The sequence below is a fragment of the Sinanaerobacter chloroacetimidivorans genome, from assembly GCF_018128545.1.
Classification (GTDB): domain Bacteria; phylum Bacillota; class Clostridia; order Peptostreptococcales; family Anaerovoracaceae; genus Sinanaerobacter; species Sinanaerobacter chloroacetimidivorans.
In genome coordinates this window covers 13,219-32,723 of sequence record NZ_JAGSND010000009.1, presented here as the reverse complement: position 1 = coordinate 32,723, position 19,505 = coordinate 13,219, and the positions used below count along the sequence as shown (strand labels likewise).

Sequence of the window (19,505 nt, the reverse complement as noted above, 5' to 3'; positions counted from 1 at the left end):
AAGTTCTCCAAAATAGCGTTTTTGTGTATACATGATAACAGATTTTTCATGTCATTTCAATAATTTTATCTAAGATTTTCCATTATTTTTCGATTGTTAGAATAAATGCGAAGATTTGCACATTCATGTTAATTTTTAAAAGTTTTATTGAATTTGATTTTATAACATGTTAGCCTCAAGCATATGAAACATAATCAGGCAGTATCAAACAGATAAAGGAGTAATTGCAATGATATTTAAGATTGAAGAGATACCCGGATACCGAATCGCCTATATGAGAAAGGTTGGCCCTTATGGTGCGGATAATAAAGATCTGATGGAACGATTAAAGAGTTGGGCAATGTCAGAGAATCTGCTTCATGATTCCGCAATCATTCTGGGCATTGCCCAGGATGATCCTGCAGCAACCTTGCCCGAAAATTGCCGTTATGATGCCTGCATCGTTATTCCAAGGGAGTTTGTCACGAAAGACGAAGATACAAGCGTAAATGAATTTCCCGGCGGCAGATATGCTGTTTTTACGCTTGCTCATACGGCACAAGAGATCCAGAAAGCCTGGAACGAAATTTTTCCGGAGTTAGCAGACCAGGGATATCAAATGGATACCGCAAGGCCGATACTGGAACGTTATATTCCCAGCATGGTCAAAAAACATCTGTGCGAAATTTGTGTACCGGTTTATTGATTTGGCTGCGCCCAGCGCCCAGCCGTGCAAACCACAAAAAACTGGCAGATAAGTGAACTTATCTGCCAGAAAAACACTGCATGATATAGGATTCTCTGCTATTTTATTTTTCGCTTTTCTTCTCTTTTCTGCGAAGAGCAATTCCTCCGCCGGCTAACATTGTACCGATACCATAGAGAAGAATCGATGACAATCCACCTGTTTTAGGAAGCGGACCTGCAGGAACTTCAGTGTCCAAAGCTTCCAATGGGGCCGCCGGAGTTTCATCATCTAAAATTTCTATTGGACCTGCCGGGATTTCATCATCTTTGATGATCGGTGTCCCGCCACCTCCGCCGCCGCCTTTGCCGCCGCCATCGTCGGTGCCGCCATTGTTCGTTTCTTCATACTCATAATAAATATCAACTACATAATCCATGTCTTCATCAAAGAGATAAGCACTAAGCAAGGCAATATCATCTAACTTGGATGGATCAAAGTTCTTGACTTGTGACCTTTCAATGGCATCCTGAAGATCTTCCTGTGCGTCCCTTAGAGCCGCTTCTGCCGCCTCAAGATCGGCTACCATCTGAGCTCCGCCATCTTTTTCTTTTACAAGTTCACGAATTGCAGCATCATAAGCATCCTGCGCATTCTTTAATGCTTGGTTATGAGCCTCTTGAGCTTCTGTTTTTTCTTTATATTCATCAGTATCTTTAAGGGACTCTTCGTAGACATCCCAAGCAGCTGATTTTGCATTCTCGTAGCTGGATTCCGCAGATGCAAGTGATCCTTTTTCTGCCAGAGAATCTTCTGCATCAATAAAGTCAGTTTTATATTCTTCTATTGACTCAAGTTCAGCTTTCGCATTCTCTAAATCCGTGGTAGTCGCTTCCGAAGTATCTACTGCATCTTTTGCTGCTTCTAACTGTTCTCTTGCATCATCTACAGCAGATACCAAAGCATCATATGCCGCTTGTTCCTCAGGAGTTGCATCCGGTCCGGGTGCAACGGCTAAATCAAGTGCTGCTTCCGCACTATCAAATTCTGCTTGAGCAGCTATTACTGCTAAATCAGAATTAATAATTGCTTCAACTGCCGCAGCATATTCCGAAGAGGACTTTGCAGAATCAATTGAATCAAGGGCTGCCTTTATAGCGTCATCATATTTTTCGAGAATGCCTCCATAGGTGATTGTCAATGCTTCTTCTGCAGTGATTGTAATTCCTTCCGGTGTCAGCGTTCTGACAGCATTGTTATATGCTGCTTGCGCCGCTTCAAAAGCTGCCTTTTCAGAAGAAACGCTGTTATCCCTGATTTGAATCAATTCGGCATCTTTAGCCTGGAAAGCAGTTTCTGCATCAGCTAAGCGTATTGCAGTAGGTGAGATCGCTTCATCATAAGTCTGCTTGGCATCTGCCTTTTCCTCATCAGTTAAAGTATCTACCATTGCATTATAAAGAGCTCTTACGTTTTCTAGATTTGCGGTAAACTCTTCAATAGCATCTCCCAACTCCACTCTGATGTTCTCGATAAAGGTAGATTCTATTGTCGCTCTTACTAACTTGTAAGTCAAGCCTCCAAATACTCTCTTGGATTCTTCAATAAGATTGATTGCTGCCGTGGTTGTTTCCATATCTTCAATTGCCTGACCTGTTGTCCCGGTTGTTTTGTTCTCATAGTGTCTGGTAATCACGATAGCAGAATCAACCTTTTTATAAATAAATTCTACTACTAAGCCTGTTTCTAAGTCATCAGACATTGAACCTTCATAGCTAGTCGGTGTAGAATCGCCTCCCCAATGACTTCCATTTTCCCTGATTTCATCGAGAATGTATCCATATGATCTAGATTGACCGGCATATACGGCTTTTCCGATTCTGACCTGCTGCTCTACTCTCTTGGTTTCATCCTCAGTTCCGTCATAAATATGCTTAATAGTTAATGGTGCTTTTATCTGTTCGTAATAAAGCTTTAATTTTGTAATTCCATTGCCATCTATTGCCGCACTTGTCACAGAATCTTCCGTTACAACATAGCGATAACCATAGTACTCAGATTCAGCGGACGTATCCAGAATAAAATCATCTGCCAATACGATAGCGCCTGTAGTACCCGCTTCACCTTTCACTTCTGATGCTGCAGCCGGATAAGAATCATCATCATTTTGGAAATAATGCTCAACGCGATAATAGATGCCAGTGGCCGGCTCATAATATACCCTAATGACGTTATCTGAATTACTTGAAATAATCAATGGACCTTGGCCGTCTTCTCCGTTCCAGTTAACTCTGTCAACGAGATACCCAGAAGGTTTGCCATTGCCTTGATCTACCGAAGTAATTTCATCTCCTTCATAATAGACCGTCCCTGAAGAATAAGTCAGACCAGCCTGTATATTCCCACCAATATAGTACTCAACCGTATATCCAAATTTTTGATCCTCAACATAATATACGTTGATTACTGTACCTTCTTTGGTAACGGCAAAAGCACTGCCGGCTGCTGTGTCTCCCACCATTATGGCATTTACATGGTGATGTGCAGGCTTATTTTGCTCTACATCAATGATATCTACCCCTAATTCTGCTCCGTCATAATACCCTTCTGCGGCAACGGCAGGAACGGTAGCTACCTGTACGCCATCATCAAAGTAATTAACGGTATATCCATAAATCGGAGCATCCTGATAGTAAATTTTCACTACATTTTGTTGGGATGTGATCGTAAAGCTTTCTCCTAAAGCAGTATCATTAAACTCGATAGAACCGTTGTGTGAAAATCTTTTATTTTCATATCCACCAAGGGTTTTGATCGTAGCATCTGATAAAACCTTATTCTCTATAGTGCTTTTGCCAATCATGGTTCCTGCATACTCAGAAGTTCCGTTTTCTGCTGATAAAAGAGTTTCATTGCCCTGTCTATCGACTGCAATGTGTTCAATAGTATACAGATATTTGTTTTCAGCGGTATAGTATACTTTAATGACATTTTGTGCAGGATTTGAGGTAACCACTAATGAGGTTGCCCCTGGGCTGCCATAATCCGTACCGCTATGATTCCAATGAGAGAAAGTCTTTATGGTAACATTACTAATAGAGGTGCCAGCTATGGCCGAGCCTGTAACAGTTTCGTTATCCTGACGGGTTTCTCCAAGGTAATACTCAATCCGGTATTCATATTTCGGAATAGGTTCGTATACAACATTTATGATATTGTTTGAAGCTGTTTCGCTGATGATTAACGGAAGACTCACGCTCTTAACCCGGTAACCGTTCTGCATATAAAGTGTTTCCAACTCCCCAATTGTGGTGATACTGGTACCTGTAACATAATTCATTGCACTGGTAGTTGTGCCTATCGGTGTACCACTCACTGAATTATTGTAGTAGTTTACTTGATAAGGCATTTTTAACTTTGCCTGATAATTAACTTCAATTACATTATTTGTACTGGATACCGTATTTGTCGGATTAACGATTACGCCTTCATAATAATTTTCAGCTAGAATAGCGCCAGTATTGTAGTATCTATTTCTTTCAGAATCGGCTGCTGATACAAACGTGGTACCCTTTTGTATGAGTCCCAAGGAGTAATCTTTATCATTGAGGTAGGTCCTTACGTTATTGTTATCAACCGTGTAATATTTTACTGTAACATTAAAGCTTGGCAGCTGACCTTTTACTTTAGGTACAACGAAATTGGCACTTCTTAATTGTAAAAGTTCCGTTGCTTCATTGCCGATTGTATAGGCCAAAGTCGTTGTTCCGTTTGTTTCATACGGTGTTTCAGGTACAAAGCCATCGGCATCAGTATTCAATTTCACTTTATAATTCAGCGTATAGGTATACTTTGTCGGTACACCATTTACGATATCACTTTCTACCGGAGTTACGGCATTCGATTTTAAATCCCAGTAGATCCCTCCGCCGCTTGTCACTGCACCATTTGAGGGTACGAAATCTTTTAGCTGGATAAATGAGCCCATTGGATCAGATACATACCATGCTTGTGTTTTAATCAGGATATTTTGACTGATTCTCTGGAACACGGTAGTCAAATTATTATTGCTAACTGATTGATAATGATTTGCATCTGACGCAACATTTCGAAGTGTAAATTGAGCGCTTGCATTGCTGCCCACATCACATCCGATAGAATAAACCTCTATGCCCGAGCCTTTCGCCATCAATGCTTGGGAGATTGTTGGAACACCATTATCACTTACAGTTTTACTGCCTATAGAATAACGTTCATCTTCCCAACCCCAAAGAGGTATATAATAGTATAGACTATAATCACCCCCGCTTCCTCTTAAACTACTAGTATAATTAAAATCTGTTATTTTAAAATTCGGTGCAGTAACACCGCTATAATTTATGATCTCTCCGTTATTGCTTGCGGTAGCAGTTCCTTTATAACTATAGGTGGGTTCTCCGTCACTAAGAAGAACGATATATTTCTTCCCGGATGCTCCGCTAAGCATATCTTGTGCTTTGCGGATTCCATCCTGAATGTTGGTTCCGCCGCCTGCACTTAAATTTCCTATCTTACCGCCGCCAGCGCCAGTGTCATTGCTTCCATTAAGCTGAGACTTTTCGTTTGTTAATTCTTGCACTCTTGTTGCTGTTTGTTGAAATGATACAAGTCCTACTTTATTCTCCGAATCTCTTAAGATTTCTGCAACAAGAGCTTTTGCTGCTTTCTTTGCATTATTTAAACGCTCTCCACTCATGCTTCCCGAAACATCCATAACGATAGCAACATTTACTTTGGAAGTTGTCTGGGTTTCGATTTTACTTTTTGTGACTACTTTCAAAGTAATATCGAATTCATTTTCAATTGCAGTACCTGTAATCGTTTTGCTGATTGTAACTGCTCCACTATCAAAAGATTGGGAGCTTCCGTTGCTGACGATTTGACTTGCACTTCCTGTGGCAGGTGCTGCAGCAAATACTGACATCGGTACTGAGTACGTAGCTATCAAGGTTAAAATCAATATACTTACCAGTAGAATTCTTGATCTCTTTTTCCCATTAAAAAAAGCCACCATTTTTCATTTCTCCTTTCATTGTTTCCTTTAAAAGTCTGAATGAAATATGTGGCAGACGGACTATCCTGACAACCTTTGACAGGCTGTTTTAGACTCCTGACTTTGCGTCCCTACCTTTCGATAGGTTTGCCGTTTCAACAATTTCACTTCGAAAATTTTACACTTTCACACACACAATTAATTAGATATTATACAGCTCAGGGTTTTGTAAATCTTATTCCATTAAAAAAAGCCATGTTTTCATTTCTCCTTTCATTGTTTCCTTTAAAAGCTTGGAATGAATTCTATGGCAGTCGGACGACCATATCAGTTTAGAACTGATTTAGGTTCCAGGCTTTGCGTCCCTGCCTTTCAGCAGGTTTGCCCTTTCATTTCTTCTAATACGATTATTTAGATTATTATCACATTTACGGGTCACATTTTAGTCACATAATGTTTGAAATATAAAACAATATTTTCTTAATTCTTGCCAAAAGAAAGAGGACTTAAACCCTATGCCTAAGTCCCCTATTGTACAAGAAATAATTTTTAGTTATTTATTTTTTAGTTATTTATTTTTGACTTTTTCTTTTTATTGCGAATCCGCTGCCAGCAAGCAAAGCACCAATGCCGTAGAGCAGTAATCCCGGAATACCTCCGGTTTTCGGAAGAGCGCCAGCTGGGATCGCGTCATCCAAGATCAATTGATCATCAAGGGCTAACTCTTCAGTCGGAATTGGGGCGGCAGGAATTTCTTCATCCCGTAAGGTTACACTCCCTCTTAAAGGCGGGTTTGTTTCAGATGTAACGGTCTTTTTTTCATACCAGACGGTTATAATGTATCCCTCCATATCATCTTCTACACTGAAAGACACTGTGATAGAACCATTTGTTGCAATTGTCCCTTCTGCACCTTCAATCTCTTTTGGTTCATAATTGCTATAAGCCCCATAAAGAGTAGGCGTAAGAATTACAGAACTGCCTGTTGTTGTAGTATTAGGGATTGGATCCGCTACATATTGTTCATTCCTTGCCATATAATAAACACTATAATGGAAGGTTGGATATTCTACGTTCGATTCTTCCTCATACCATACAGTTGTATTATAATTGGTCTCTCCAGCATCAAAATTAAATGTTACTGAGCCATCATCATTTAATACACCAGGGCCGGTTTTGCCTACTGGCACATAGGTCACATATTCTGGTTGGATAGCCGGTGGGCTGACTACAAAGGAAGAACCTGTTGTTGAACCTGATTGGATAGCCGCCACAGTGATGCTGCTTCCCGTTACCATATAATTTACTGTATAATTTTTAACAGTAGGCTGCGGCGGTTCTTCGTTACCATTCGACTGCGTGATCGTTACGGTAGCGGTAGCCTTAACAATTTCGTTCAGATCAATCCCAATCAATTTCAGTAGATTAAGCAACCACGGAGGCAATTCAAACACGTTGTTATCAATCAATGTCAAGATGCTTCCAAGGACATTATCAGAAGGTTTTTCTGCAAAGCCAATTAATTTTGCAGTATTTACATATGGAAAGACAGCATTATCTGGTATTTTGTGCGTTATTGCAGAGAAAGAAGCAGTCTCTCCCTTGCCTAAATCTGTGATGATAACCTTTTTCCATTCTTTACCTAATTTAGGATCCGATAATATGATATATCCCAGGTTTTTCTGACCAGTATTTGTTACCGTAAGTGTGTAAGTCACCTCATCTCCAGGAGAGGCTTCTGTTACGGAAGCAGTTTTTTCTAAGGATATTGCATATTCGGGCATAATCGTAATAACTGCTGAGTCCGTAGCTGACACTACGCCGTCCTCACCATATTGGCCGGCAACTTCAGCAGTATTGTTTAAGGTTGTTTCACTATAACTTTTAGGGATTCTATAGTTTTTAGTAAAAGTTTTACTTTTTCCAGCACCAAGCTTATCATAAGTTTTAATGATATCCGATCCACTGGATCCAAGTAGAGGATCCTTCAGCTTAATATTCTTTAACTCTTTAGCTCCTGTATTTGTAATAACAAAGGTATATTCTACAGTCTCACCAGGTGATGCTGTTTCTTTCACAGACTTCTCTAAAGAAATATTATATGCTTCAACTTCTTCAAAATAAAAAGTGATATGGTTGATTAATGACACTCTATCTTGATTATCAAGGGCTGCCATTAATTTACGATCACCTGATGCATTGACATCAAGGTAGGAGTATACGTTGTTATGCTCAGTCCCCTGGCCCTTTACTATAACATACTTTACTTGATATGCTTTTGAAGGAGAGTCAACTAAAGACCAGTTAACCATTGTTTTATCCGCATTGAATGTTAACCTGACTTTAAATTCTGAGTTTTTAGCGTTATCCTCATATACGCCATCGTTCTTCGGCCCGATCTTATATTCTAAATAATCATCTAAACTTAAATCTTTCAATTTATCCTGTTCATAACCTTTAGGACTAATCCCCAATCCTGAAGGAGTCACCTTTGCAGACTCGATTAGCATAGGAGCCGCCATAGTCAACATCATTTCCCCCGGGATAAGGCTATTTTCTTCTTCGTCATCTAATTCCTTATCTTCATCAGTTATAGCCGGACCGGAGGTTTCATCATCCAAGATTGCCTCTGGTGTGGTTCCCTCTTCGCCATCATCCGAACCGTCCTCTATAATGGCATCATCAGAATCTTCTAAAACTACCTCTTCACCATCTCCTCCATCTCCGGAAGGATCGTCCAGTAAATCAGATTGCGTTTGCTCAACCACTTGCTGCTCACCCGTTCCGTCCAGATCCTCCGCGAATACCGAAACAGGGGCAGTATAAACTGCGATCAATGTAAAAATAAGAATTACTGCGAGTGCAATTTTGGATTTTTTTCTTCCATTAAAAAAAGCCATCATGTTTCATTTCTCCTTTCTTTTCTTCTTAAAAGTTTGGAATGAAATATGTGGCAACCGAACGGCCATGGCAGTGAATTGGATGCTGCTTTAGGCTCCTGGCTTTGCGTCCCTGTCTTTCGGCAGGTTTGCCTTTTCAATCGTTTCACTATCTTTTAATATTACTCACCTGTAAATTATAGCTTATTATCACACAGCTTAGTCACAAGGCGGTCACAAGTTGATCATATTTTAAAATATTTCAAATAAATCTGTGACCGTTCTATTCTATCTAAACAGATGACTAAGAAAAGCCTAATCTGTCCGGCTCTACACGGTCTCAGAAACGCAGAAAGGGCTTAAGCCATCGCCTAAGCCCTTATTCGATTCTTTTCCTCGTCATCGTTTTCATTGTCAGGATTCGGAAAAATTTATTTGATTTTATCTCTTCTCTTCATCGCAAAACCGCCGCCAGCCAGCAACGCACCCAACCCATATAGAAGAAGTGAATCGATACCGCCAGTCTTAGGCAGTTGTCCTGCAGGGATTACATCATTTAAAACGACAGCTTCCTCTGTGGCAATGGGAGCAGCCGGAATCTCTTCCTCCGCTATCAGAACTGTGCTGCCGGTTCTGTTTCGGGATGAGCTCCCACTGCCGGTGTCCGTGCTGCCGGGAACATATTTTTCAATTGTTGCATCGTCTTCATCAGAAACTTCCTGGTTTGTCACAACCCTAGCCGTATTTTTAAAGGGGAAGACAACATCATTGGGAAGCGTAAATTCCTGGGTTACCGTTTTTTCTTCGCCCGGTCCCATTTCACCAATTTCATATCTTCCATATCGGTCAAAGATCGTTGTCTGAGCTGCAAGCAAAGTAAAGGTTGGAATCATCACCTCTTCATCTTCGAAGAGCGGATCAATTAAGGTGACTCCCGAGAGCGTTGTTGTACCGGTATTTTTTATGAAGAATGTATAAGTTACTTTATCCCCCGGACTTGCTTTATCGGGATTTACCGATTTATCCAATGAAATACCATAGTTCGGATCCGGTTCGTCACTCTTTGCTCTCACAATAGCGGAAGCAGTGGCGCTCACTTTCTCAACACATCTGGGCTCAGGGCCAGATGAATAGCACTTTTCACCGGTTGCCGTTGCTTCGTTTACATATGGGAATACGGCATCATCAGGCAATACATGGACCGCGCTGCAGCTGACAACATCACCGCTCTTTAGCCTGCCAAAGGACTCCTTCCACACTGTACCGGGCTCTGCCGTCAGCTTAGGATCTGTAACTGTTACATTTTTCAAGTCATACTTTCCAATATTCTTAACGGTAAAGGTATACGTGACGGAGTCTCCAGGCGAAGCATATTCCGGAGATACGGTTTTTTCAAGAGAGATTCCATACTTTGGTATGATTGTTACGAGGGCTGAATCAGTGACTGTTAAGGTTTGCTTTTGGGGGATGCAGCGAGATTGATCGTTTTGAACATAATAGTCCCCGGAAACGATTGCAGTGTTCGTTAAGATGGATTCGGAATAATGATCAGGTATCTTATACTTTTGTGTAAAGGTTTTTACATCACTGTATTTAAAATTAACATTCTGTACCCATTCATATTTCAATGTTCCATTTTTATCATATTTATTGAAAAGTTTATCCCTGAGTTCTACATTGTCCAGCTTATATTTACCAATATTTGTAACCTTAAAAGTGTAAATTACCTCTTCTCCTGCTGTCGCAAATTCTTTATCAACGGTTTTCTCCAGCAGAAGCCCATATTTCGGTATTATTTTTACTTCTGCCGATGCTGTTGCTGAAACTTCCAGCCGAACAGAATCGGGCTTCGGATCAGGTTTTGGCATTCTACTGGATTCTGTCTCTTCCTGAACCAACTGAGGAATGACGGCATCATATTTTCCTGTCACGATTGCTGTATTTGTTAAAACAGAATCCGAATAGGGATCAGGAATTACATATTTCTCTGTGAATGTCTCTACTTTATTCCTGCCTAGATTACGAATGGTTTTTTCCCAATTTTCCCCGAAGAGTTTATCTTTTAATTGAATATCTTCTAATTGGTTTTTCCCAATGTTCTTTATTTTAAAAGTATAGGTAACCGTATCTCCCGGTGCGGCAGTCAAAGGCCATACGGTCTTTTGCAACGATATCGCATATTTGGGTATCATTGTAACTTTGACTGAATCACTATCGGTAACTTCAAGTTTACTTTCCCCGCTTTCATAGTATCCAACGACACTAGCAGTATTGACTAATTCGGCGGCATCAAAGTTCTCCGGGATTAAATAATCTACTTTAATTGATTTATTACTATTGGCTCCAATGGCTCCAAACGTTGTACACCAATCATTTCCCAGTAACGGGTCTGTTAATTTAATATCTTTTAATGGTGCACGATTTGATTTATTAATAATTTTAAAAGTATACGTAACCGTTTCCCCTGGTGACGCACTCTTTTGAGATACTGTTTTGACTAAATCGATTCCTCCGGCCGCCGGCGCCGCCAGAGTGAACATCATTCCCTGTTCACCTTCACCGGAATCCTCTTGGTCATCAATCACATCCACCCCTCCTGGAGTTGGCGTTTTACTGTCTGTCGGAAAATCCGGATCTGGGTTTCCTTCCGGATCCTGTTCTCCTTGCTCATTACCAGGAACTGTTTGTTCTTCGGACTGAGGTGGATTCAATTCTCCGTCTGTGGCAAAAACAGACATCGGCACCGCATAAGCGACTACCAGTGTGAGCACAAGGATCGTTACCATCAGTATTTTGGATCTTTTACTGCTCTTGAAAAATGTCATCACGTTTTCCATTTCTCCTTTCATAATTTCATACACACTTTACTTTTCTTTTTGTATTCTTTCCCGGACCGGGTGCCTACCCGTCAAATGGAACCGTACCAATAAAAAAAGCCATCATGTTTCATTTCTCCTTTCCTTTTTAAAGATGCAAGGGATGAAATATGTGGCAGTCGGACCGCCCTGACAGCAAATCATGTTTTACTGTTTTAGACTCCTGACTTTGCGTCCCTGCTTTTCAGCAGGTTTGCCCTTTCAATATTATCGCTATTTTTTAAACCTTATGTGATACCTTCTCTGCTGTGAGCTATTTGGTCTCAATAAAATATGTTTTAAAAAATATGTATATTACTGAAATTAGGTCAAGAAATTTGTTTGGGCGTCTTTATGAAATTGTTTTTTAGTTATATAAATTTTTTAAATTGTATTCTATTAATTCTTGATCAGTATTCGTATACCTTGTTAAAATCTGCGCTGTTTTTTATCATGGAAACTTTCGGGTTTTTGGGGAGTATCTGCAGGTCATAAGTGGTATCGATCACTACCCATTTCCCCTGACCTTCATCGTAGACTTCATTCCAGGCATGATAGCCGGCTGCATTCTTTGGAGCATAACCCTTCACCAGTTTTGCAGGTGTGCCTTGACTTCTGAGCATGGCGGCATACAAGGAAGCGAAATCATAACAAATGCCGGTTTTATCCGTATAGGTTTTATCGACAACGGGAATATAACCTGGGGAAAGAGTCGCTAGTTTATTATAATCGTAGGAATTATTTTTCACCATGTAATTCCATAAAATACTGGCCTTCTTCTCTAAGTTTTTTTCATCTTTCGTCAATTCCGCCGCTTTTTTTACAGCCTTGGAATCTACTTTCCAATTAATATTCTGTATGGATGTGAGGTAAACAGCATTCTGCTTGGTCAGTTTCAGATCTATGGTTTTGGACGCCACCAGTTTGTATGCACTTCCGGAGGTATTCTTCAGCAGACTGACTTTATAGGATCCGTTTCCAAGCTGCAGGGGGAAGGTCTCCGTTTCACCGGCACTGTTGAGGTCATATGTATATTTTTTATCTCCTTTTTGAATCATTACTTTTAATTTTCCGCCGTCATCGCAAGTAACATGAATCAAGCCTTTGTCTATATCCTTGGTATCAAAATATTCTTCGGCCATAGCGGAAACAGCAGTAGTCAGAAATAAGAAAACAGCTATTGTAAATACAAACAAGATTCTTTGCTTCATAGTATCACATCTCCTATCTTCACCTTTATCCCCAGGAGCTGCTCATCCCCGGTTCCTTATCTTCATCATCACGAGGAATTGCCTCCATCATGAGCTTAATCATTTCCAGTTCACTTCTGAATTTCTGGATCTTGCCGCCTTCTGCCCAGGCAATGGTGCCTTGCCAGGTAGCATGTTGCTGAAATTGAATTTGTATGGTAAACGTTGCCTTGCCGTCTTTTCGGGTGCACTCGGTCATGGTAAGTCCTCCTTTAGAATCAATCTACAATCAGTTTGCAACTATAACAAGCATATACACCAATTATACACGCTTGCGGTCACAAATCAGTCATAAATAGATTCAAGATAAAGCTTCAGCCAACAACCGAATCATTTCAAGTTCGCTGCGGAACCTCTTTGTCTTATTCTCTGCAATCCAGTGTAAGGTTCCCTGCCAGGTGGAATGCTGCCGAAATTGTACATGGAGGATAAAAACAGGTTTCTTTCCGCTTAATTCTCCGGAAACCGGTTTTCTCATAGTAAGGGGCGGCTTATCTTCCCCTTTCTTTTTTCTTTCATCAAAGCTTCTTTTTTCATGACTTGCCTGAGGAAAATTTACGTAATCAAAAAAATCATCCAAGACACCTAGAAAATCTTTAATACCATTAAAATCTAAAATAATATCATAAGTGTCGTTATATAAAATTCCTTCGATATCAAAGTTATCAGTATCTTTTATAAAAATTTGAAATCTCGAGATGTTACTAGAGACTACTTTGTCATTAAGCTCCAGCATGAATACCCTCCAGTTCTATAGGATCTAAGGTCTGCATTTGCCCATAGACTTCTATTTGATCACTGATACTGTCGTTTATTTTTTTGACTAATCTGCTCAGTACCATGTTACTGTTCTCGTATGTCAAATTGGATAACATCAGCAAAAACTGCGTTCTGCCGTATCGTGTTACGACATCGTCTTTTCTCAGCGACAATATGACTGCGTTTTTTATTTTTTCAAAGATTTCATCAATATTTTTTGTAGAAAGCTCTTTTCTTCCTTTTCCCGTTACGCTAAGCAAAGCAATAAAGATTGATTTACCGGATCTCAGAGCCGCTCTTGCCTCCATTTGATAAATGGTTTTGAACATTTCATAGTTACAATACATCGCGCCGGTAATATCGGCGATTTCTTTCAGGTCATTCTTAATCAAAGAGATGTCCTTTTCCGTAGCCGTATTATGATCAGCAATTTCCTGATAAAGCTTGGTTATGATGTCAGAAGGCTTGACACCCAATTCATCATAAAACAGCTTGCAGACCGAATTGTAGTGCTCCAGCGCTTTTCCATGACTATTGGAACCCAACAGAGCCTGGATCAGATTGGCGTGGTTGATTTCCACAAAGGGATCTACGGCAATGGCCTTTCTGCAGACCTCTTCCGCCGTCTTGTAATCCTTTCTGTCCAGAAAAAGATTGCTGAACCGTTCGACAGATTCCATATAAATGCGTTGGTAATAGACTGTAAGCGGAACTACCCAATCCTTATAGGAAGATTGAGGCAGAAAATTACCTTTGTAAATCTCAACGATCCTGGCATAATTGGCCAATAATGTTTCCGAATCACAGGATTCCTGTAAAGTTGCTTTGTAGGCATCTTCCAGAATATCGACATCTACCCTGCAGGTCAGTTCCTGATTCCACGCATAGGCGCCATGCTTATATACGATAAGCTCTCCTTCTTTGATATCCAGTGATTTCTTCAATGCGCCCCGTAAACGATAGGCCAGATTTTTCAGTGCATTTCCCGGATCTTCTATTTCATCATCCCGCCAAAGGGTTTGAATGAGTCTGTCCATAGATACTTCCTTATGGCGGTTCACTAATATGTACTCTAAAAGATTCCAGACTTGCTTTCCTCTTACTTTATCACCGGATAGCACTTTATCCCCATATTGAAGGGAGAAGTCTCCTAACATTTGAATTTCCAGGAAGTCATTATTTATTTGTAATATTTTTCCATTAGACATAAGTCTGCCTCTCATATTTATATTTATAATAAAATCTAGAAACAAAGAAATAAGAAGTAACAGCAATCTAGATGGATGAATTTCGTTATAATCCAATTGACTATTTATAGGTATTAACATTATCTAACATTTTTTAAAAAAAATCAATATTTTTATTTTTTTGTTGAAACATCAGTCAATATGAATTATATTCTTGTTTCTTTTCCTCTTTTTCCTTATAATGCTAAGTAGAAATCTGCAAATCAAAGATTTCTTTCATAAGTTCGCTGCCAATTTGCCTGCAAACCGGGCCAGCGAAGAACAGTAGGAGTGGTGTGATATGAAAAAAATATCTACTTGGCTTATTATCGCAGGGGTTGTTATTTTTCTGATACCCATTGTGGGGGCCATCTACACAAACTATCAACAGGATAAATTATATGAAGAATATTTAAATAGTCAGGAAATGACCGAGTCCATCGCAGAATTAGACGAGGCCTTTACGGAAAGTACTTCCTCGGCCGCTGTTACCTCAGATGCCATTACCTCTACAGCCCCGGCTGTGGCGGCGTATAAACCGAAGGTGCTGGGGCGTATTAAAATTGATAGTGCTTCCATCAATTTGCTTCTGGTGGAGGGCTCCTCATCCAAGGATCTGAATTGGGGCGCAGGACATATGACGGCAACCCCCATGCCGGGCCAAACGGGGAATTGTGCCATCGCCGGGCATAGAAATTACACCTTTGGTTCCTATTTCAGCAGACTGGGAGAAGTGCAAATCGGAGATTCCATTACCGTAGAATATAACGGAGGCACTTATACCTATAAAGCCTACGAAATTTTAACTGTGCTGCCGGATGACACTTCCGTACTGGGTCAGACCAAAGACCATTCCATCCTGACGCTCATTACTTGTACCCCAAAGGGCACAAATACACACAGGCTGATTATACATGCGGAACTGGTCTCTTAAGAGGCTTTTCATTCACGAGAGGAGATTATGCTATGAAACAACTCACAGATCGAGAACTCGCAGGCTTTTGTGAACAATTTGCAATGGTTTTAAAATCTGGCATTATGATACACTCCGGAATGCAAATGATTGCTGATGATACTGCAAATCCGGACCGGAAAGCCGTATTTCAAAAGATATCGGATGCACTGACCGATAATGGTTCACTGGCTCAGGCATTGAAAGCCTCCGGAGCTTTTCCGGAATATATGGTACATATGATCCAAATCGGGACGGAATCCGGGAAACTGGATACGGTGATGAGCGGACTTTCAACCTACTATAATAAGCAGCATACCATGAGGGAAAATCTGAAAAGTGCCATCCTTTATCCCTCCGTACTGGTTGTTATGATGCTGCTGGTACTGATTTTTTTAGCGGCAAAGGTGCTCCCTGTCTTTCAGGGTGTTTACCAGAGCCTTGGATCTGAAATGTCACCGTGGGCACAATCCATTATGAAAGTGGGAGCATTGCTTTCCCAATATTCCTTTCTATTAATCCTCCTTCTTCTGATTGCTGCTATCACAGCTTTATTTATGACAAAGACAGAACGAGGCAAAGCTATGTTGTCAGACTTCATCGGAGGAAGAAAAGCTTCTCAGGGCTTTTCCATCGCCTCTTTTACCTCTTCCATGGCTATGATGATTTCCAGCGGTCTGGATATTCAGCATTCCATGCAACTATCTATGGGTGTTATAGGGAACCGGTCAATCAAGGAAAAAGTAGCACATTCCTATGAGTTATTGGAAAAGAATGATTCATTTATCGAAGCATTGGAACAATCCGGACTGTTTTCCAATGCCACCATTGGAATTTTATCCATGGGGAAAAATTCGGGTTCGCTGGATTCTGCAATGCAATATGTGGCAGATATTTATGATGAAGAATACCAGTGGGAACTCGCCAAGAAAGTATCCTTGATCGAACCGGTGTCCATAGCGATATTATCTGTTTTAATAGGAACCGTTTTGGTTTCCGTCATGTTTCCGTTGCTTGGCATCTTATCTTCAATAGGTTAGGAGAATCCCTATGTTGAACAGGTATTACAAGAGAAAGGAACGCATCTGGCATGAGCTGATTCTGCCCATTGCCATATTTATCTGCCTTGCCGTATTTCTTTATACAGGTGTAGGCAACGTTTCTCTGGCCTCACAGGAAGAAAACAAGGCAATTCTGCAGGACGCTTTAAAAAGAGCTGTTGTGCAGTGCTATGCCATTGAAGGTATGTACCCTCCAAGCATCGAATATCTGGAGGATAATTACGGAATTGTCTATGATCATGATAGCTTTATCGTTCATTATGAAGTTTTTGCCGGCAACATTCTGCCGGATATCACGGTAATCCTATTGGATGGGAAATAGGAGCAGATTATGAAGCAGAGTATCAAGTTCAATTTGAATCATAAGCCATTGGATTTTATCTTTATACTATCATTGCTATGTATCTTTGCCATAGGATCTCTTTTAGTTGTGGTCCTGGGAGCGAATATTTACAAAGAAATCACAAGCAGCATGGATTCCAATTTCCAATTTCGTACCCCCTTGTCTTACATAAGCACAAAAGTTCGTCAAAATGATGATTATCAATCCGTCCGAGTAGAGGAAAAAGAAGGAACGGATGCTTTAGTGCTGTCCCGTTCGGACGGCGGTGAGATTTGTGAAACCTGGATTTATGAATATGACCAATCCCTATGTGAAGTATATATTACAAAAGGAACATCCTTCCAGCTTGCAGACGGAATTGCCATGATTCCCAGTTATGGTCTGGAAATCTCTCTGGAAAACAATCTGCTGAAACTGCAGGCTAAGGATCAGCAGGGAATGGCCAGATCCTTAACAATTTCCCTTCGAACGCAACAGGGAGGTGATTCCCTATGAACAGAAAAGGAATCTCCCGATCCGCTCTCTTTCTGACAGAATTGATTATTGTCATATTGTTTTTTGCCATAGCCTCTACCATCACGCTGCAGCTGTTTGTGAAAGCCTCCGGACTGGCTGACAGAACCAGCGATCTGAATGGGGGTATTATGGCAGTTCAGTCAGCGGCAGAAATAGATAAAAGTACTGATCTAATGTCTTTGGATCAAAAGAGCAGGTTTGAATATTACGACGAAAACTGGGAGAAAACAGACGAAGCCAATAAGGTTTACACCCTGACCTCCCAGGTGGTTCTGGAAAACCGTTGGGCAGGTACCATGGCAATCTTTACTTATACTCTTTCTGCCAGGGAAACGGTCATATACGAACTTACAGCGAAAAAATACTATTCCAATCAGTTTTATTCCAATCAAATTTATAGCATCTTAACCCAGGGAAGAGGTGAAACGGATGAATAAAAAATTCCAGATGGGCGTCGGTCTTGGAGGCCCTTCCATTATCATGATATTTGTTGTGCTATGCCTTTCCACCTTGGGCGCACTTTCTCTGGTAACAGCAAATGCCGACTGGAAGCTGACCCAAAAAGCAGCGGAAGCCGTTACTGCCTACTACCACGCTGATTGCGAGGCGGAAGAAATTCTTGCTTCCGCGGATGCCACCTTAAAAGCCGGGCAGCCTTTGGAAGCGAATAGCTTTTATATTCCGGTATCCGAAAATCAGGATCTTTTCCTCTCTCTTACACAGGAAAATGGAAGGCTGGCAGTGCTCTCTCAGAAACTCATTGTAAAATCTGAATGGGATTATAACTCTTTTGAAACAGAATATAACGATACACTTGTAATTGAAAAGTAGAAAGAAGGTGTTCCTATGGATATCAGACTCACTCTTGAAGAAGCTGTAAAGAATCATGCTTCCGATATTTTTATCATAGCAGGCAAAGCGTTATCCTATAAAACCAATGGCTGTCTTGTTTCCATGGGTGAAAAGCTTTTGCCTCCCGATACGGAAAGTCTTATCCGGCAGATTTATGATTTAGCATCGAGAGACATATGCCTTTTGGAAAAAAATCTTGATGACGATTTTTCCTTCTCCCTTGCTTCCATGGGAAGATTCCGGGTAAACACTTTCATGCAAAGAGGATCCATGGCTGCTGTATTGAAAGTAGTACTTTTCCAGCTTCCGGACCCTTCAGTTTTAAGAATTCCCAAACAGGTCATTGATCTTTATGAAAAAACAAAAGGTTTTATTTTGGTAACAGGTCCTACCGGCAGCGGAAAATCCACTACCCTGGCCTGCCTTATTGATAAAATAAACAAAACCAGAGAATCACATATCATCACCTTGGAAGATCCTCTGGAATTTCTGCATAAACACGATAAAAGCATTGTCAGCCAACGTGAAGTCTATATGGATACGCCCAGCTACGAGAGAGGATTGCGGGCAGCGCTCCGTGAGGCGCCCAATGTTATCCTGCTGGGAGAAATGCGGGATCTGGAGACCATTTCCATCGCCCTGTCGGCGGCGGAAACCGGTCAACTGGTATTTTCCACCCTTCATACCCTGGGGGCCGCCAATACCGTGGACCGTATTGTAGATGTTTTTCCTGCCAATCAGCAGCGTCAGGTAAGAATTCAGCTGTCTATGGTACTGCAGGCGGTGATTTCCCAACAGCTGATTCCTTCTACAAAGGGAACCCTGGTACCCGCTTTCGAGATTATGCTTTGTAATAACGCCATCCGGAATATGATACGGGAATCAAAGGTGCACCAAATTGATTCCACCATCTATTCCTCTGCCGAAGCCGGAATGGTTAGTATGGATTCCAGCATTTACAATCTCTATTCGGAGGGACTGATCACAGCAGAAAATGCTGTAGCTCACAGCATGAATCCGGATGCTATGAAAAAAAAGCTGGGGTTGAAATCCGAACCAGTAATTCCGTAAAAGAATAAGACAAGATAAAAATGCGCCGCCAATAGTAATTTCAGT

At 40.9% G+C, this 19,505-nt stretch carries 15 protein-coding genes and 4 riboswitches; of the genes, 8 read left to right on the top strand and 7 right to left on the bottom strand.

Annotation, left to right across the window (positions count from 1 at the left end; all coding sequences use genetic code 11):
* Positions 1-229 precede the first annotated feature (229 nt).
* Positions 230-685: an AraC family transcriptional regulator gene (locus KCX82_RS13415; RefSeq protein ID WP_227018997.1), complete on the top strand. Its 456-nt coding sequence runs from the start codon at positions 230-232 to the stop codon at positions 683-685.
* A 103-nt stretch (positions 686-788) separates the two neighbouring features.
* Here the strand turns inward: KCX82_RS13415 and KCX82_RS13410 are convergent, their stop codons facing one another.
* The 7 genes from KCX82_RS13410 to KCX82_RS13380 form a co-directional block, all read right to left on the bottom strand.
* On the bottom strand, positions 789-5,717 hold the full coding sequence (locus tag KCX82_RS13410) for a VWA domain-containing protein (RefSeq protein WP_227018996.1): 4,929 nt from the start codon (positions 5,715-5,717) through the stop codon (positions 789-791).
* Positions 5,718-5,764: 47 nt separating this feature from the next.
* Positions 5,765-5,858: riboswitch (cyclic di-GMP riboswitch) on the bottom strand.
* Between the two features lie 144 nt (positions 5,859-6,002).
* Positions 6,003-6,092, bottom strand: a riboswitch (cyclic di-GMP riboswitch).
* 176 nt (positions 6,093-6,268) lie between these two features.
* Positions 6,269-8,599: a DUF7507 domain-containing protein gene (locus KCX82_RS13405; protein ID WP_227018995.1), complete on the bottom strand. Its 2,331-nt coding sequence runs from the start codon at positions 8,597-8,599 to the stop codon at positions 6,269-6,271.
* Between the two features lie 46 nt (positions 8,600-8,645).
* Positions 8,646-8,739: riboswitch (cyclic di-GMP riboswitch) on the bottom strand.
* A gap of 267 nt (positions 8,740-9,006) precedes the next feature.
* Positions 9,007-11,424 carry a DUF7507 domain-containing protein gene (locus tag KCX82_RS13400; RefSeq protein WP_227018994.1) on the bottom strand — a complete coding sequence of 806 codons (2,418 nt, stop codon included), beginning with the start codon at positions 11,422-11,424 and terminating at the stop codon, positions 9,007-9,009.
* 138 nt (positions 11,425-11,562) lie between these two features.
* Positions 11,563-11,659: riboswitch (cyclic di-GMP riboswitch) on the bottom strand.
* Positions 11,660-11,840: 181 nt separating this feature from the next.
* Positions 11,841-12,641 carry a transglutaminase-like domain-containing protein gene (locus tag KCX82_RS13395; RefSeq protein ID WP_227018993.1) on the bottom strand — a complete coding sequence of 267 codons (801 nt, stop codon included), beginning with the start codon at positions 12,639-12,641 and terminating at the stop codon, positions 11,841-11,843.
* Positions 12,642-12,666: 25 nt separating this feature from the next.
* Complete coding sequence (locus KCX82_RS13390) at positions 12,667-12,879, bottom strand: hypothetical protein (protein WP_227018992.1); 213 nt, start codon at positions 12,877-12,879, stop codon at positions 12,667-12,669.
* A 102-nt stretch (positions 12,880-12,981) separates the two neighbouring features.
* Positions 12,982-13,416 carry a hypothetical protein gene (locus KCX82_RS13385; RefSeq protein WP_227018991.1) on the bottom strand — a complete coding sequence of 145 codons (435 nt, stop codon included), beginning with the start codon at positions 13,414-13,416 and terminating at the stop codon, positions 12,982-12,984.
* The gene (locus tag KCX82_RS13380) at positions 13,403-14,647 is read right to left on the bottom strand and encodes an AfsR/SARP family transcriptional regulator (protein ID WP_227018990.1); all 1,245 of its coding nucleotides are present in this window, start codon (positions 14,645-14,647) and stop codon (positions 13,403-13,405) included. The genes KCX82_RS13385 and KCX82_RS13380 overlap by 14 nt, the downstream gene beginning before the upstream one ends.
* 319 nt (positions 14,648-14,966) lie before the next feature.
* Here KCX82_RS13380 and KCX82_RS13375 point away from each other — a divergent pair, with 319 nt between their 5' ends.
* From KCX82_RS13375 to KCX82_RS13345, 7 genes are read left to right on the top strand one after another with little or no spacing between them, the layout of a single operon-like run.
* The gene (locus KCX82_RS13375; RefSeq protein ID WP_227018989.1) at positions 14,967-15,599 is read left to right on the top strand and encodes a class D sortase; all 633 of its coding nucleotides are present in this window, start codon (positions 14,967-14,969) and stop codon (positions 15,597-15,599) included.
* A gap of 32 nt (positions 15,600-15,631) precedes the next feature.
* The gene (locus tag KCX82_RS13370; RefSeq protein WP_227018988.1) at positions 15,632-16,657 is read left to right on the top strand and encodes a type II secretion system F family protein; all 1,026 of its coding nucleotides are present in this window, start codon (positions 15,632-15,634) and stop codon (positions 16,655-16,657) included.
* A 10-nt stretch (positions 16,658-16,667) separates the two neighbouring features.
* Positions 16,668-17,000 carry a hypothetical protein gene (locus KCX82_RS13365; protein ID WP_227018987.1) on the top strand — a complete coding sequence of 111 codons (333 nt, stop codon included), beginning with the start codon at positions 16,668-16,670 and terminating at the stop codon, positions 16,998-17,000.
* A 9-nt stretch (positions 17,001-17,009) separates the two neighbouring features.
* Positions 17,010-17,516 (top strand): DUF4860 domain-containing protein, encoded by a 507-nt coding sequence (locus tag KCX82_RS13360; RefSeq protein ID WP_227018986.1) that lies wholly within the window; start codon positions 17,010-17,012, stop codon positions 17,514-17,516.
* The gene (locus tag KCX82_RS13355) at positions 17,513-17,974 is read left to right on the top strand and encodes a hypothetical protein (RefSeq protein ID WP_227018985.1); all 462 of its coding nucleotides are present in this window, start codon (positions 17,513-17,515) and stop codon (positions 17,972-17,974) included. The genes KCX82_RS13360 and KCX82_RS13355 overlap by 4 nt, the downstream gene beginning before the upstream one ends.
* Complete coding sequence (locus tag KCX82_RS13350; RefSeq protein ID WP_227018984.1) at positions 17,967-18,368, top strand: hypothetical protein; 402 nt, start codon at positions 17,967-17,969, stop codon at positions 18,366-18,368. The genes KCX82_RS13355 and KCX82_RS13350 overlap by 8 nt, the downstream gene beginning before the upstream one ends.
* A 15-nt stretch (positions 18,369-18,383) precedes the next feature.
* On the top strand, positions 18,384-19,460 hold the full coding sequence (locus tag KCX82_RS13345; RefSeq protein WP_227018983.1) for a type IV pilus twitching motility protein PilT: 1,077 nt from the start codon (positions 18,384-18,386) through the stop codon (positions 19,458-19,460).
* Positions 19,461-19,505: the final 45 nt, after the last annotated feature.

Coding starts and splice junctions, on each gene's coding strand:
- KCX82_RS13415 (WP_227018997.1), top strand. CDS start 230: ATGATATTTAAGATTGAAGAGATACCCGGATACCGAATCGCCTATATG.
- KCX82_RS13410 (WP_227018996.1), bottom strand. CDS start 5,717: ATGGTGGCTTTTTTTAATGGGAAAAAGAGATCAAGAATTCTACTGGTA.
- KCX82_RS13405 (WP_227018995.1), bottom strand. CDS start 8,599: ATGATGGCTTTTTTTAATGGAAGAAAAAAATCCAAAATTGCACTCGCA.
- KCX82_RS13400 (WP_227018994.1), bottom strand. CDS start 11,424: ATGAAAGGAGAAATGGAAAACGTGATGACATTTTTCAAGAGCAGTAAA.
- KCX82_RS13395 (WP_227018993.1), bottom strand. CDS start 12,641: ATGAAGCAAAGAATCTTGTTTGTATTTACAATAGCTGTTTTCTTATTT.
- KCX82_RS13390 (WP_227018992.1), bottom strand. CDS start 12,879: ATGACCGAGTGCACCCGAAAAGACGGCAAGGCAACGTTTACCATACAA.
- KCX82_RS13385 (WP_227018991.1), bottom strand. CDS start 13,416: ATGCTGGAGCTTAATGACAAAGTAGTCTCTAGTAACATCTCGAGATTT.
- KCX82_RS13380 (WP_227018990.1), bottom strand. CDS start 14,647: ATGTCTAATGGAAAAATATTACAAATAAATAATGACTTCCTGGAAATT.
- KCX82_RS13375 (WP_227018989.1), top strand. CDS start 14,967: ATGAAAAAAATATCTACTTGGCTTATTATCGCAGGGGTTGTTATTTTT.
- KCX82_RS13370 (WP_227018988.1), top strand. CDS start 15,632: ATGAAACAACTCACAGATCGAGAACTCGCAGGCTTTTGTGAACAATTT.
- KCX82_RS13365 (WP_227018987.1), top strand. CDS start 16,668: ATGTTGAACAGGTATTACAAGAGAAAGGAACGCATCTGGCATGAGCTG.
- KCX82_RS13360 (WP_227018986.1), top strand. CDS start 17,010: ATGAAGCAGAGTATCAAGTTCAATTTGAATCATAAGCCATTGGATTTT.
- KCX82_RS13355 (WP_227018985.1), top strand. CDS start 17,513: ATGAACAGAAAAGGAATCTCCCGATCCGCTCTCTTTCTGACAGAATTG.
- KCX82_RS13350 (WP_227018984.1), top strand. CDS start 17,967: ATGAATAAAAAATTCCAGATGGGCGTCGGTCTTGGAGGCCCTTCCATT.
- KCX82_RS13345 (WP_227018983.1), top strand. CDS start 18,384: ATGGATATCAGACTCACTCTTGAAGAAGCTGTAAAGAATCATGCTTCC.